The organism is Thauera sp. SWB20 (assembly GCF_000831325.1).
Lineage (GTDB): Bacteria > Pseudomonadota > Gammaproteobacteria > Burkholderiales > Rhodocyclaceae > Thauera > Thauera aminoaromatica.
The window spans coordinates 288,514-302,404 of sequence record NZ_JTDM01000015.1 but is presented as its reverse complement, the minus strand read 5'-3'; the positions used below and the strand labels follow the sequence as shown (position 1 = coordinate 302,404).

Annotated in this window: 11 protein-coding genes; all 11 read right to left on the bottom strand. The window is 71.8% G+C overall.

The window, feature by feature from the left end:
- Positions 1-18: 18 nt before the first annotated feature.
- The 11 genes from guaD to uraH all read right to left on the bottom strand — a co-directional run bounded on the left by guaD (position 19) and on the right by uraH (position 13,848).
- Entirely contained in the window at positions 19-1,326 is a 1,308-nt protein-coding gene (gene guaD / locus PO78_RS07425; RefSeq protein WP_043742938.1) for a guanine deaminase, read from the bottom strand.
- On the bottom strand, positions 1,323-2,735 hold the full coding sequence (xdhC, locus tag PO78_RS23155) for a xanthine dehydrogenase accessory protein XdhC (RefSeq protein ID WP_082047705.1): 1,413 nt from the start codon (positions 2,733-2,735) through the stop codon (positions 1,323-1,325). Before xdhC ends, guaD begins: the two co-directional genes overlap by 4 nt.
- 49 nt (positions 2,736-2,784) lie before the next feature.
- Positions 2,785-5,208 carry a xanthine dehydrogenase molybdopterin binding subunit gene (xdhB, locus tag PO78_RS07410; RefSeq protein WP_043742936.1) on the bottom strand — a complete coding sequence of 808 codons (2,424 nt, stop codon included), beginning with the start codon at positions 5,206-5,208 and terminating at the stop codon, positions 2,785-2,787.
- A gap of 10 nt (positions 5,209-5,218) precedes the next feature.
- Positions 5,219-6,724 carry a xanthine dehydrogenase small subunit gene (xdhA, locus tag PO78_RS07405; protein WP_012584974.1) on the bottom strand — a complete coding sequence of 502 codons (1,506 nt, stop codon included), beginning with the start codon at positions 6,722-6,724 and terminating at the stop codon, positions 5,219-5,221.
- 52 nt (positions 6,725-6,776) lie between these two features.
- On the bottom strand, positions 6,777-8,177 hold the full coding sequence (locus tag PO78_RS07400; RefSeq protein WP_043742934.1) for a nucleobase:cation symporter-2 family protein: 1,401 nt from the start codon (positions 8,175-8,177) through the stop codon (positions 6,777-6,779).
- Positions 8,178-8,529: 352 nt separating this feature from the next.
- A complete protein-coding gene (locus PO78_RS07395; protein WP_043742933.1) occupies positions 8,530-9,039 on the bottom strand; it encodes an ureidoglycolate lyase in 510 nt (169 codons plus the stop codon).
- Between the two features lie 279 nt (positions 9,040-9,318).
- A complete protein-coding gene (gene alc / locus PO78_RS07390; RefSeq protein WP_043742931.1) occupies positions 9,319-10,368 on the bottom strand; it encodes an allantoicase in 1,050 nt (349 codons plus the stop codon).
- Between the two features lie 93 nt (positions 10,369-10,461).
- Positions 10,462-11,394 carry an allantoinase PuuE gene (gene puuE, locus PO78_RS07385; RefSeq protein WP_043742929.1) on the bottom strand — a complete coding sequence of 311 codons (933 nt, stop codon included), beginning with the start codon at positions 11,392-11,394 and terminating at the stop codon, positions 10,462-10,464.
- A 254-nt stretch (positions 11,395-11,648) separates the two neighbouring features.
- Positions 11,649-12,221 (bottom strand): 2-oxo-4-hydroxy-4-carboxy-5-ureidoimidazoline decarboxylase, encoded by a 573-nt coding sequence (uraD, locus tag PO78_RS07380; RefSeq protein WP_043742927.1) that lies wholly within the window; start codon positions 12,219-12,221, stop codon positions 11,649-11,651.
- A 29-nt stretch (positions 12,222-12,250) separates the two neighbouring features.
- The gene (locus tag PO78_RS07375; protein WP_043742925.1) at positions 12,251-13,444 is read right to left on the bottom strand and encodes a urate hydroxylase PuuD; all 1,194 of its coding nucleotides are present in this window, start codon (positions 13,442-13,444) and stop codon (positions 12,251-12,253) included.
- Positions 13,445-13,497: 53 nt separating this feature from the next.
- Entirely contained in the window at positions 13,498-13,848 is a 351-nt protein-coding gene (gene uraH / locus PO78_RS07370; RefSeq protein WP_043742923.1) for a hydroxyisourate hydrolase, read from the bottom strand.
- Between the last annotated feature and the right edge of the window lie 43 nt (positions 13,849-13,891).

Here is a 13,891-nt window from a genome sequence, read left to right as displayed (position 1 = left end):
GCCGGCCGCGCGCGGGCCTCAGGCCGGCACGCCCATCAAGTGCGTGGCCGCCACCGCGCGGTCGTCGCCGAGCATCATCAGCACGAAGAGGCGCTCTTCCAACGTCGCGCAGGCGGCGCTGCGGCGCTCGAGCAACGGGGTGGCGCGCGGGTCGAGGACGACGAAGTCGGCCTCCTTGCCGGGCGCGAGGTTGCCGATGCGGTCGTCGAGGTAGAGGCTGTGCGCGCCGCCCAGGGTGGCGAGGTGGAAAGCGCTCGCCGCCGACAGCGACTGGCCGGCGAGCTGCAGCACCTTGTAGGCCTCGTTCATGGTCTGCAGCATCGAGAAGCTGGTGCCGCCCCCCACGTCCGTGCCCAGTCCCACGCGCACGCCGAGCGCGCGCGCGCGCCGCAGGTCGAAGAGCCCCGAGCCGAGGAAGAGGTTGGAGGTGGGGCAGAAGCTGATCGCCGCGCCGGTCTCGGCCATGTGCCGGCGGTCGGCGTCGTCGAGCCAGATGCAGTGCGCGAACACCGCGCGCGTGCCGAGCTGGCCGGCGCGGGCATACACGTCGAGGTAGCTGCGCGCCTGCGGGTACAGCTGCGCCACCCAGGCCACCTCGGCGCGGTTCTCGGCGAGGTGCGACTGCAGGAAGACGCCCGGGTGCTCGTTGAAGAGGCGACCGGCGAGCGTCATCTGCGCGGGCGTGGAGGTGGGCGCGAAGCGCGGGGTGATGGCGTACAGCAGGCGGTCGCGGTTGTGCCAGCGCTCGATCAAGGCCTTCGACTCCGCGTAGCCGGTCTCCGCCGTGTCGCGCAGGAAGTCGGGGCAGTTGCGGTCCATCAGCACCTTGCCGGTGATCATGCGCATGCGGCGCGCGCGCGCGGCCTCGAAGAGCGCATCCACCGAGGCCGCGTGCACCGTGGCGAAGGCCGCCGCGGTGGTGGTGCCGTTGCGCAGCAGCTCGTCGCAGAAGAAGCCGGCGACCTCGGCGGCATGCGCGCGGTCGGCGAAGCGGCGCTCGGCGGGGAAGGTGTATTTCTCCAGCCATTCGAGCAGCTGCTCGCCGTGGCTGGCGATGATGTCGGTCTGCGGGTAGTGCACGTGGGTGTCGACGAAGCCGGGCAGGATCAGCTTGCCGCGGTGGTCGGCGAGCGGCGTGCCGGCGGGCAGCTTGGGCAACAGCGCGGCGGCGGGGCCGCATTCGGCGACGTGGCCGTCGCGCACGATCAGCACGCCGTCGGCGAAGTGCTCGAGCGCGCGCGGGTCGGCCGCGGGGTCGGCGAGGAAGTGGACGATCTCGCCGCGTACGGCGGAGAGCCGCGGGGAGGGTGGGGCGGAGGGCTTCATGTCTCGTGGCCGGATTCCGTGGGTTGCGTGGCCGGTGCGCCCGCTGCGGGCCGGCGCGGCGTGCTCGGGGGATGCGCTTGCGGGCGCAGGCGCATCACTTCGGCGGCGATCGCGAGCGCGATCACCTCGGCTTCCTTGCCCGGCAGGCCGGGCAGGCCGACCGGGCAGCGCAGGCGTGCGATGCGCGCTTCTTCGATTCCGCGCGCGTGCAGGCGGTGGGCGAAGCGCGCGCGCTTGGTCTGCGAGCCGATCAGGCCGCAAAAGCGGAAGTCGTCGCGCGCGAGGATGGCTTCGACCAGCTCGAAGTCGAGCGCGTGGCTGTGGGTGAGGACCAGGAAGACCGCGCCCGCGGGCGCCGCGCGCACCTCCGCCGTCGGCGTGTCGGTGCAGTGCGGTTCGACATTGGGCGCAAGCGCGGGCGGGAATTCCTGCGCGCGCGCGTCGACCCAGCGCACGCGCAGCGGCAGCCGCCCGAACAGCTCCGCAAGCGCCCGCCCTACATGGCCCGCGCCGAACATCACCACCTGCAGCGCCGGCGGCGGGCTCGCATCGAGCAGGATCGCCGTCCCGAGCGCCGCGGCGGATCCGGGCGCTGTCGCCGATCCGTCGGCCCGATCGCGACTTGCGTCGCTCCTACGAGGAGCGGCGAGGTCTTCCTGTAGGAGCGACGCAAGTCGCGATCCGGCGCCCGGGGCCGGGGTCGCGGTGGATCCCGGCGCCGTCGCCCCCTCGTCGGCCCGATCGCGACTCGCGTCGCTCCTACGAGGAGCGGCGAGGTCTTCCTGTAGGAGCGACGCAAGTCGCGATCCGGCGCTCGGGGCCGGGGGCGCGGTGGATCCCGGCGCCGTCGCCCCCTCGTCGGCCCGATCGCGACTCGCGTCGCTCCTGCAGCCGAGCATGAACAGGAGGAGGGCAGTGTCCTCGCCGGCGGCGAGGAGGTCGCGGGCGTGGGCGGAGAGGGCCGGGTCGGTGCAGGTGTGTCCCACCGATTCGCGGTCGAACACCGCGACCGCGCCGGCGTGCGGGCCGTCGATGAAGATCCGCCGCCCCCAGGCGCGGCCTGCGGCGGCGAGCGTGGCGGCGCGCCCGACCCACTCCCGCTGTGCCGGGCCGACGCGCTCGAAGGCCAGCACCACGACGCCGCCGCAGCACTGGCCGAGGCTGGCGCCGAGGGCGAAACGTTCGAGGCGCGGGGAAGGGGCGTCGGCGACGAGCAGCTCGCGCGCGATCCCGATGGCGCGCTGCTCCAGCCGGCCGCCGCCGACGCTGCCCTGCACCTGGGCGGCCGTCACCACCATGTGCGCACCCGCGGCGCGCGGTGCCGAACCTCGTGTGGCGGCGACCGTGACCAGGACCGCGCGGGCGTCGGTCTCGAGCAGACAGGAGAGGGTGGAGATCCAGGAGGGCAAGGGGAGGTGAGCTGCGAAGGGCGAAACGTCGGGTGTCAGGCGTCAGGCGTCAGATGGGAGGCGTCGGGCGTCGGGCGTCGGGCGTCGGGCGCCGGCGCACCGCGTCGAGCGCGTCGAGGATGGCCTCGGGGGTGGCGGGTGCGCGCAGGGGCGGGTTGCTGTGGCCGTCGCCGGCGGCGGCGATGGCGTCGCGCAGCGCGAAGAAGACCGAGAAACCGAGCAGCAGCGGCGGTTCGCCGACCGCCTTGGAGCGCAGGAGGGTGTCGGCGCGGTTGGGGTTGTGGAACAGGCGCACGCGCAGGTCCGCCGGGCAGTCGTGCGCGGCGGGGATCTTGTAGGTGGAAGGCGCGTGGGTCATCAGGCGGCCCTCGGCGTTCCACCACAGCTCTTCCATGGTGAGCCAGCCCATGCCCTGGATGAAGGCGCCCTCGACCTGGCCGCGGTCGATCGCCGGGTTGATCGAGCTGCCGGCGTCGTGCAGCAGGTCGGCGCGCAGCAGGCGCCATTCGCCGGTGAGCGTGTCGACCACCACCTCGGACACCGCCGCGCCGTAGGCGAAGTAATGGAAGGGGTGGCCGGTGAGCGTGGCCGCGTCCCAGTGCAGTCCGGGCGTGGCGTAGAAGCCGTCGGACCACAGCTGCACGCGGGCGCGGTAGGCCGCGCCGACGAGCTCGGCGAAGGGGATCGTGTGTGCACCGACGTACACCTGGCCGTCGGCGAAGCGCACCGCGGCCGGGTCGGCGGGCCGGCGGCCTGGGCGCGCATCGCCGCGGTCTTCGCCTTGGCCCCCCTCGCCCCCCTCGGCGAAGCGGCGCAGTGCGAACTCCGCCAGGCGCATGCGGATCGTGCGCGCGGCGGCGGCCGCGGCCTGGCCGTTGAGGTCGGCGCCGGTGGAGGCCGCGGTGGCCGAGGTGTTGGCCACCTTGCTGGTGTCGGTGGCGGTGGCGCGCACGCGCTCGAGCGCGATGCCGAGCTCGGCGGCGACCACCTGGCAGACCTTGGTGTGCAGGCCCTGGCCCATCTCGGTACCGCCGTGGTTTACCAGCACCGAGCCGTCGGCATACACATGCACCAGCGCGCCGGCCTGGTTCAGGTGGGTGAGGTTGAAGGAGATGCCGAACTTCACCGGGGTGAGTGCCAGCCCGCGCCGCAGCACCGGAGCGGCGGCGTTGAAGGCGGCGATCTCGGCGCGGCGGGCGCGGTAGTCGCTGCTCGCTTCGAGTTCGTCGACCAGCGCGTGCAGCACGTTGTCGGCGACCACCTGGCCGTAGGGCGTGGTGTCGCGCCCCGGGCCGCCGTAGAAGTTGGCGCGGCGCACGTCGAGCGGATCGCGCCCGAGCGTGCGCGCGATGCCGTCGATCACCCACTCGGCGAGGATCGCGCCCTGCGGTCCGCCGAAGCCGCGGAAGGCGGTGTTGGACTGGGTGTGGGTGCGCGCGAGCCGGGCACGGAGGTCGGCCGCCGGCAGGTGGTAGGCGTTGTCGACATGGCAGAGCGCGCGCGTGGCGACCGGGCCGCTGAGGTCGGCGGAGCAGCCCGCGCGCGCGACCATGTCGACGCGCAGCGCGAGGAGGCGGCCCTCTTCGTCGTGACCGACGGTGTAGTCGTAGTGGAAGTCGTGGCGCTTGCCGGTGATGGCGATGTCGTCGTCGCGATCGGGGCGCAGCTTGATCGCGCGGCGAAATCTCGCCGCCGCCAGCGCCGCCACGCAGGCGAACAGCGCCGACTGCGACTCCTTGCCGCCGAAGCCGCCGCCCATGCGGCGCATCTCCACGACCACGCGGTGGGCGGCGATGCCCAGGCAGTGCGCCACCACCTGCTGCATCTCGCTCGGGTGCTGGGTGGAACACCACACCTGCATGCAGCCGTCCTCGCGCGGCTGGGCGAGCGCGACCTGGCCTTCGAGGTAGAAGTGCTCCTGGCCGCCGACCTGCCATCGCCCCTCCACGCGATGCGGCGCCGCGGCCAGCGCCGCATCGACGTCGCCACGCATGAGGCGCATCGGCGGCAGCACGAGCTCGCCCGCGCATGCGGCCTCCAGCGGGTCGAGCCGCGCCGGCAGCGGTGCGTAGTCGATGCGGGCGAGGCGCGCGGCGCGGCGCGCGGCGTCGCGCTCGTCGGCGATCACCGCGAAGATCGGCTGGCCGACGTAGTGCACTTCGCCTGCGGCGAGGATGGGGTCGTCGTGCACGATCGGCCCGCAGTCGTTGCGTCCCGGAATGTCGGCGGCCACCAGCACGCCGAGCACGCCGGGCGCCGCGAGCACCGCGCCGAAGTCCATCGCCACGATGCGCGCGTGCGCCTGCGTCGACAGGCCGAGCGCCGCGTGTGCGGTGCCGGCGGGTTCGGGGAGGTCGTCGACGTAGGTGGCCTCGCCGGCCACGTGCAGGTGGGCGGACTCGTGCGGATGCGGCTGGCCGGCGGGGGGGGCGGATGCCGGCGGTGACGAGGTGGGCTCGATCGGCTCGTTCATCACGTTCTCCTCAGCGCCCGCCGCCGGCGAGATCTTCCGCGGCGAAGGCGCGCGTCTGCGCCGCGGCGAGCGGCGCGTCGGGGCGGGTCTCGAGGAAGAAGCGCGCGAGCAGGCCGGCGGCGGCGCGGCGGCGGTAGCCGGCGCTCGCGCGCAGGTCGTCGAGCGGGGCGAAGTCGTGTTCGAGCGCGCACTGTGCGGCGGCGAGCGCGGCTTCGTCCCAGGGCCGGCCGGCGAGCGCGGCCTCGGTGGCGGTGGCGCGCCTGGGCGTCGCCGCCATGCCGCCGAAGGCGATGCGCGGAGCGTGGATCCGGCCCGCGCGCAGCTCGAGCGCGAAGCCGGCGCATACCGCGGAGATGTCGGAGTCGAAGCGCTTGGCCAGCTTCCAGCTGCGCAAGCGTCGCGCGGGTGCGGGCGGCGGCAGTTCGATCGCCTCGACGATCTCGTCGGCGGCGAGGTCCTTCTTCATGTAGTCGAGATAGAAGTCCTCCAGCGCCAGGCTGCGCCGGCCGCGCACGCTCGCGAGCACCACGCGCGCGCCGAGCGCGATCAGCGCGGGCATCGAGTCGCCGATCGGCGAGCCGTTGGCGACGTTGCCGCCGAGCGTGCCGGCGTTGCGCACCGGCGGCGAGGCGAAGCGCTCCCGCAGCTCGGCCAGCTCCGGGTGCAGGCGGACGAGCGCGGCGAAGGCGGCCGTGAGCGAAGCCGCTGCGCCGATGCGCAGGCCGCCGGCGTGCGGCACGATCGCGCGCAGGGCGGCGACCTCGCCGGTGTGGATCAGGGTGTCGAGCCGGCGCAGGCCCTTGTTGACCCACAGGCCGATGTCGGTGCCGCCGGCGAGCAGGGTGGCCGCGGGGTGGCGGCTGCGCAGGGCGAGGAGTTCGTCCACGCTGCGCGGGGCGACGAAGCGGCCGCCCTCGTGGCCGAAATCGAGCGTGTCGTCGCGGCGCAGCGCGAGCAGGGCGGTGCGCAGGCGATCGCGGTCGAGCAGGCGCGACGGGGCGTCGAACATGCGCTCGCCGGCCTCCACGATCGGCCGATAGCCCGTGCAGCGGCACAGGTTGCCGGCGAGCGCGCTGCGGATGCGGGCGGGATCCGCGGCGGCCTCGCCCTGCGCGTGACGGTCCTCGTACAGCGCCCACAGCGACATCGTGAAGCCGGGGGTGCAGAAGCCGCATTGCGAGCCGTGGCAATCGACCATCGCCTGCTGCACCGGGTGCAGGGCGCCACCGGCGAGGCTGCGCAGGTGTTCGACGGTGAACACCGCCTTGCCGTCGAGCGTGGCCAGGAAGCGGATGCAGGCGTTGACCGCGTACAGGCGCGGCGCGTCCGCGGGGTCGTCGGCGAGCTCGCCCACCACCACGGTGCAGGCGCCGCAGTCGCCCTCGTTGCAGCCTTCCTTGGTGCCGACGAGGCCGCGCGCGCCGCGCAGCCAGGCGAGCAGGCTGGTGGTGGGGGCGAGGTCGGTGATCGACACCGCCTCGCCGTCGAGCAGGATGCGTATCGTCTGGCTGTCCATCTTCGGATCCCGGGGGCGCAGGCCCGAAGATGGTAGCGCGTTCGGCGCCGCCTCAGTGCGCCAGCGCCGGCTCGATCGCCTCGGCGCTGGCGCTGCGGCGGCCGCCGTTGAGGAAGAGGTTGAGCGTCACCGCGGTGATCGCCGCGAGCAGGATGCCGCTGTGCAGCAGGGGTTCGAGCGCGTGCGGCATCTGCTGGAAGAACTTCGGCGCCACCATCGGGATCATGCCGGCGCCCACCGACAGCGCGACGATGTAGAGGTTGAAGCGGTTGTTGCGCAGGTTGGCCGCGAGCAGGATCTTGATGCCGGTGGCGGCGACCATGCCGAACATCACCAGGCCGGCGCCGCCGAGCACGTACTGCGGCACCGAGGCGATGATCAGCGCCATCTTGGGGAAGAGGCCGAAGGCCATCAGGATCGCGCCGCCCGCCACGCACACCCAGCGGCTCTTGACGCCGGTGACGCCGACCAGGCCGACGTTCTGCGAGAAGCTGGTGTGCGGGAAGGTGTTCAGGAAGCCGCCGATCAGGGTGCCGAGGCCGTCGGTGCGCAGGCCGCGGGTGAGGTCGTCGCGCGACAGCCGGCGGCCGGTGAGCTCGCCGAGCGCGAGGAACATGCCGAGCGACTCGACCATCACGACCACCATCACCAGGCACATGGTGGCGATCGAGATCGGGTCGAAGATCGGCGCGCCGAAGTGCAGCGGCGTCACGATCGACACCCAGGGCGCGTCGGCGAGGCCGTCGAAGCCGACCTTGCCGAGCGCGATCGCGATCGCGAAGCCCACGCCCATGCCGACCAGCACCGCCACGTTGGACAGGAAGCCACGACCGTAGCGGGTGATCGCCAGCACCACGACCAGCACGATGGCGGCGATGGCGAGGTATTCCGGGGCACCGTAGGCGGGGTTGTCCACCATCAGTCCGGTCGCCGCGTCGCGGATGCGCGGCTGGCCGCCGGCCGACCAGTTGATCGCCACCGGCATCAGCGAGAGGCCGATCACCGCGATGATCGAGCCGGTGACCACGGGCGGGAACAGCGGCAGCGCGCGCGCCACCAGGGGCGCGAACAGGATGCCGAAGAGGCCGGCGGCGATGCCCGCGCCGAGGATGGCGTTGATGCCGAGCGCGGGGTTGCCCGCCATCGCCACCATCGGCCCGACCGCGGCGAAGGTGACGCCCATCATGATCGGCAGGCGGATGCCGAAGCGGCCGACTCCGAGCGCCTGGATGATGGTGACCAGGCCGCAACACAGCAGGTCGGCGTTGATGAGAAAGGCGATCTGGTCCTTGGGCAGCTTGAGCGCGCCGCCGACGATCAGCGGGACCGCGATCGCGCCGGCGTACATCACCAGCACGTGCTGCAGGGCGAGGGTGAACAGGCGCCCGCCGGGCGGGCACTGGTCTACCGGGTCGAGTTCGAGCGGCCGGCTCGTGCGGGTTTGATCGGACATCGTGGCGTCTCCTTGTCGTTATGGACCGATGAGTCCAGTCTAGGATCGCGCCGTGATATGGAAACCCTTATGGGCTTATAGGACGGATCAGGGGATCCGTATGGTGTGTGCGGGGAGGGGGAGGCGTGGTGGGGCAGGGGAAGGAGAGCGGGAGCCTGCGGCGGAAGGGCGAAGGCGGTCTCTCGGGCGCCGCATCGCGACTTGCGTCGCTCCCACGAAAACCCCCGCGTCTCGGGACACGCCGGATCGCGACTTGCGTCGCTCCCACACGAACCGCCGCGCCTCGGGAGGTGGTCGTAGGAGCGACGCAAGTCGCGATTCCCGCGCTTGCGCTGCGATCACCCCGCGGCGCTCACAGGGCTTCGATCACCCCGGGGCGGTCGAGCTGCACCTCGTCGCAGTTGTGTCCCGGGCCGCTGCGGTCCACAACGAGGAAGTCGCACACCCCTTCGAGCGCGAGCAGCGGGTGGTGCCACACGCCGGTGGCGTAGTTCACCCCCTGGTCGGCGCGGGCGAGGAAGACCTTCAGGTCCTCTGCCGCGGGCGGCGCGCCGGCGGGGGCGACGACGACGAGGTAGGGCTTGCCCGACATCGGGACGAAGGCCTGCGAGGCGAGCGGGTGGCGCTCCATCATCTGCACCGTGAAGGGCAGGCTGCGCGGCTGGCCGCGGAAGATGGAGACGATCACGCGCCCGTCGGGCCCGGGCTCGATGTTGGCGAGGTCGTGGTAGCGCTCGGTGTTGCCGGCGTTGATGGTGAAGTGGCGGACCGCGTCGCTGACCTCGACGACCTCGCCATAGGGGGCGAAGGCCTCGCGGGTGAGCGGATGGACGGCGAGCGGGAGGGGGGCAGCGGTGCGCATGACGGGGTCTCGGTGACGGTTGGGGGGCGTGTGTCCGCCGGAGGGGGCTGAGAGGGGGGATCGCGACTCGCGTCGCTCCTACGCGAACCGACGCGGCTCCGGCAGCACCGGTGGGATCGCGACTCGCGTCGCTCCTACGAGAACCGACGCGGCTCCGGCAGCACCGGTAGGAGCGACGCAAGTCGCGATTGGCGGTTTCGGCAGCACGGGCAGGAGCGACGCAAGTCGCGATGGTCGGCGCGGGCATCCGCGGCGGCGCGGGCGCGGCCGCCGCCGGTCTCACTTCGCCTCGACCTTGCCCCACAGGCGCAGGCGCGAGACGCCGCCGTCGGGGAAGATGTTGAAGCGGACGTGGGTGATCGGCCCCAGTTTCGCGACCTGCTCCGTAAAGGTATGGATCGCGTCCATCTCCAGCTTCTGCTCGGGCAGCAGGGTCTGCCAGAACATCGACTGGGTGGTGATCGAGCGGTCGGTGCCGCCGCTGACGTAGGCGGCCTGCACCGAGCAGCGGTCGGGGTAGTTGCCCTTGAAGAAGGCGGTGTCGACCTCGATGCGCTCGACCGTGCCGGGGGCGCCGAGCTCGAGCACGCACCAGTCGTTGCCGGGCTCGCGGCGGCGTCGGGTCTCCCAGCCGTCGCCCATGTTCATGCCGCGCCCGGGCAGCAGCAGGGCGGCGGCGGATGAGCCGAAGCTGGCGTCGTTCCACGACAGCGCGCGGCCGCCGTTCTCCATCGCTACCAGGTCGACCAGCTCGCCGCCGGCGGCCTTGGCCGCGAGTGTGCCCACCGGGCGGCCGTAGACGCGCAGGCGCGCGATGCCGCCATCGGGGTACATGTTCACGCGCAGGTGGGTCCACGCCGCGGTGCTGGCGCACTCGAGAAGGTGGTGGCTGTTGGGGCCCATCGGGCTGGCGGGGAGGATCTCGGTCCACTCGGCCGCCTGCAGGGCGGCGACGTCGTCGGTCTCGGACACGCAGGCCTCGATCGACACCGCGGGCGGGTAGTTGCCGGTGAAGTGGGAGGTGTCGACGTCGAAGCCGCGGATCACGCCCTTGACGCCGAGTTTCACGAGCGCCCAGTCGTGGCCGGCGACGCGCTTCCTGCGCGACTCCCAGCCGTCCATCCACTTGCCGTTGGTGTCGAACTTGCCGGGGACGAACTGCGCGGGTTCGGGGTTGAGCATGCGCGCGACCTCGGCGAAGAAGTCGTCGGAGGCGGCGATCGCCTTGGCGCCGAGGCGCGGGTTGGCGAGGTCGACCGAGCGCAGCGCCCAGTCGGGCAGCTCGGCAGCGGGGGCGAAGACGGGGGCGCCGGGGGTGTGGCTGGCCATGGGGGTTCTCCTTTGGGTTCGGGTCGTGAGGCAGGCGGGAAAGAGCCGGGAGTCGCTCGGGAAATCGTGGTCTGTCCCCGATTTCCCCCCGGCTTACTTCGCTTGGTAGGGGTGGCGCTCGATCCAGTGGCGGGCGACGTCGACGCGACGGCACACCCACACGCGGTCGTGCTTCTCGATGTGGTCGAGGAAGCGCTGCAGCGCGCGGAAGCGCCCGGGGCGGCCGAGCAGGCGGCAGTGCATGCCGACCGACATCATCGCCGGGCGCTCCTCGCCCTCGGCGTACATCACGTCGAAGGCGTCGCGCAGGTATTCGAAGAACTCGTCGCCGTGCGAGAAGCCCTGCGGCAGCGCGAAGCGCATGTCGTTGGTGTCGAGGGTGTAGGGCACGACCAGGTGCGGCACGGTCTCGCCGTTGGTCTTCTGCACCTCGGTCCACAACGGCAGGTCGTCGCCGTAGTAGTCCGAGTCGTACAGGAAGCCGCCGTGGTCGGCGACCAGGCGGCGGGTGTTCGGGGAGTCGCGGCCGGTGTACCAGCCCAGCGCGCGCGTGCCGGTGAGGCGCTCGATGATCTCCATGCCGATCTTCATGTGCTCGCGCTCGATCTCCTCGGGCACGTTCTGGTAGTGGATCCAGCGCCAGCCGTGGCAGGCGATCTCGTGGCCCAGTTCCTTGAAGGCGGCGGTGAGTTCGGGGTGGCGCTCGAGCGCCATCGACACGCCGAAGATGGTCAGCGGCAGGCCGCGGCGCTCGAACTCGCGCAGGAAGCGCCACACGCCCACGCGCGAGCCGTACTCGTAGATGCCCTCCATCGACAGGTGGCGGTCGGGGTAGCTCGCGGCATTGAAGAGCTCGGAGAGGAACTGCTCGCTGCCGGCGTCGCCGTGCAGCACGCAGTTCTCGCCGCCCTCCTCGTAGTTGAGGACGAACTGCACGGCGACGCGGGCGCGGCCTGGCCAGTCGGCGTGGGGCGGGTTGCGGCCGTAGCCGACGAGGTCGCGGGGGTAGGTCGGGTTCGAGGTCATGGTGTTCTGTCCAGACAGGCGATCAGGAATTCAACAGGCCAATCGGCCTTGGGGGGGCGTGTGGGAGCGACGCAAGTCGCGATCCGGGCGATGAGTTGGCGCCGAATGTCGGCTTCGCACGGGCGGGGGCGTTTGATCGCGACTGGCGTCGCTCCCACGAAACCGACCTCGCCTGCATCGCCGCGTGGTAGGAGCGACGCAAGCCGCGCTTCCCGCGCCGAGATGCCGACCACCCGCGCCCTCGCGGCGGCCGTTCAGCTGTTCGTCCCGAACATCGCATCCAGCCGGAAGCGGGCGATCTTGCCGATCTCGGCCAGGCAGGTGCGGAATTCGGCGTCGCGCGCGTTGGCCAGGCGGGCCTCGACGCGGTCCAGGATCTGGTGGCGGGTGAGGCCCTTGACCGCGACCACGAAGGGAAAGCCGAAGCGCGCGCGGTAGTCCTGGTTGAGCCGGCGCAGGCGCTGGAGCTCTTCCTTGCTGCACTGGTCGAGCCCGGCGCCGCGCTGCTCGCCGGTGGAGGCCGTGGTCAGCGTGCCTTCCTCGGCTTCCTTGCCGGCGAGCTCGGGGTGGGCGCAGATGAGGCCGAGCTGCTCGGCGGGGGCGGCGGTGTCGACCACCAGGCACATCGCGGCGTGCAGTGCGTCGATGCTGGCGAAGGGACCGGCGCTCCAGGCACGCTCGGCGATCCACGGCGAGTGCTCGAAGATGCCTTCGAGGCGGGCGACGAAGGCGTCCTGCGCCAGGCGGGAGAGTTCATCCAGGGCGGCGTCCAGCGCGGCGGCCGGGCGGTCGGGGGCGGTGGTTGGGGCGGTGGCGGGGGTGCTCATGGTGTCTCTTCCTGTCCTGTTCCTGTCGTTCAGTCCGCGGTGCGCGCGCCCTGGGCGAACCAGATGGCGATCTTCTCGCGCTCCTCTTCGGTGATGGCGGTGAGGTTGCCGAGCGGCATGTAGCCGCTGGCCACGGTCTGCGCGCTCATCACGGCGTGCGCGGCGATCTGCTCGGGCGTCTGCAGCATCACGCCCTTGGGCGCCTGGGCGAAGCCCTCGAAGGTCGGCTTGTCGGCGTGGCAGGCGATGCAGCGCTGGGCCATGATCGCCTTGACGGTGGCGAAGCTCACCTTCTCGCCGCCGGCGTCGACCTGCTTCGGTGCCATCAGCACCATCAGCAGCGCGATCAGCGCGACGCCGGCCGCCGGCAGCCACCACTTGACCTGGCCGCGGTGGCGCAGTACGAAGAACTGGCGGATCAGCACCCCGGCCAGCATCAGCACGCCCAGCACCAGCCAGCCCTTGGCGTTGGCGTAGGTCATCGGGTAGTGGTTGCTGATCATGATGAACAGCACCGGCAGCGTGAAGTAGGTGTTATGCACCGAGCGCTGCTTGCCGACGATGCCCGGCATCGGATCGACCTGCTCGCCGCGGCGGATCTGCTCGACCATCTTCTTCTGCCCGGGGATGATGTGGAAGAAGACGTTGGCCGCCATCATGGTGCCGAGCATGGCGCCGACGTGGATGTAGGCGCCGCGGGCAGAGAACACCTGGTGCAGCACGTAGTTCGCCACCATCACGAAGACGAACACGATCGCGGCGAGCACGCCGTCCTTGCCGATCATGTTGCGGCACAGCAGGTCGTAGAACACCCAGCCGGCGACCAGGAAGGTGATCGAGATGCCGACCGCGGTGGCAGGCGAGAGCGCCATCACGCTGCTGTCGATCAGGTAGCTCGAGGCGCCGATCCAGTAGATGACGGCCATCATGCCCATGCCCGACAGCCAGGTGGTGTAGGCCTCCCACTTCGACCAGTGCAGGTCCTGGGTGAGCGGCTCGCCCTTGGGGCCGGTGAGGTATTTCTGGCTGTGGTAGAAGCCGCCGCCATGCACCGCCCACAGCTCGCCGAACACGCCGCGCTTGGCGTCGTTCGGGTTCTTCGGCGGCTTCAGCGAGTTGTCCAGCATGACGAAGTAGAAGGACGCGCCGATCCAGGCGATGCCGGCGATCAGGTGCAGCCAGCGGACCAGCAGGTTGGCCCAGTCGAGCAGGTAGGCTTCCATGGTCTGTTCTCTTGTTCTCGATTCGGTTCGGTGTGGAGGTGGAAGCGCCGGGTTCAGCTGCCGCGGTAGGTGGAATAGCTCCACGGCGACACCAGCAGGGGCACGTGGTAGTGCTCGGCGACATCGGCGATGCCGAAGCGCAGCGCGACCTCGTCCACGAACGGCGGCTCGGGCAGGTTCAGGCCCAGCGCGCGGAAGTAGTCGCCGGCGGCGAAGACGATCTCGTACTTGCCGGCCTCGAGTGCGGCGCCTTCGAGCAGCGGCTTGTCGCAGCGGCCGTCGTGGTTGGTGACGCTGCGCGCGACTTCGCGGCGCTCGCCGTCGAGTCGGTACACGGTGACGGCGATGCCGGTGCCGGGCTTGCCGTGGGCGGTGTCGAGGACGTGGGTGGTCAGGCGGCCCATGCGCTTGTCTCCTGGTCTGGTGCGGGGCTGGGGGAATCGTGTG

What these genes read in the sequence shown, in the direction of transcription:
- alc (WP_043742931.1), bottom strand. Translation starts at nt 10,368, where the DNA reads ATGGCCAGCCACACCCCCGGCGCCCCCGTCTTCGCCCCCGCTGCCGAG.
- puuE (WP_043742929.1), bottom strand. Translation starts at nt 11,394, where the DNA reads ATGACCTCGAACCCGACCTACCCCCGCGACCTCGTCGGCTACGGCCGC.
- xdhA (WP_012584974.1), bottom strand. Translation starts at nt 6,724, where the DNA reads ATGGACAGCCAGACGATACGCATCCTGCTCGACGGCGAGGCGGTGTCG.
- guaD (WP_043742938.1), bottom strand. Translation starts at nt 1,326, where the DNA reads ATGAAGCCCTCCGCCCCACCCTCCCCGCGGCTCTCCGCCGTACGCGGC.
- uraH (WP_043742923.1), bottom strand. Translation starts at nt 13,848, where the DNA reads ATGGGCCGCCTGACCACCCACGTCCTCGACACCGCCCACGGCAAGCCC.
- PO78_RS07375 (WP_043742925.1), bottom strand. Translation starts at nt 13,444, where the DNA reads ATGGAAGCCTACCTGCTCGACTGGGCCAACCTGCTGGTCCGCTGGCTG.
- PO78_RS07395 (WP_043742933.1), bottom strand. Translation starts at nt 9,039, where the DNA reads ATGCGCACCGCTGCCCCCCTCCCGCTCGCCGTCCATCCGCTCACCCGC.
- xdhB (WP_043742936.1), bottom strand. Translation starts at nt 5,208, where the DNA reads ATGAACGAGCCGATCGAGCCCACCTCGTCACCGCCGGCATCCGCCCCC.
- uraD (WP_043742927.1), bottom strand. Translation starts at nt 12,221, where the DNA reads ATGAGCACCCCCGCCACCGCCCCAACCACCGCCCCCGACCGCCCGGCC.
- PO78_RS07400 (WP_043742934.1), bottom strand. Translation starts at nt 8,177, where the DNA reads ATGTCCGATCAAACCCGCACGAGCCGGCCGCTCGAACTCGACCCGGTA.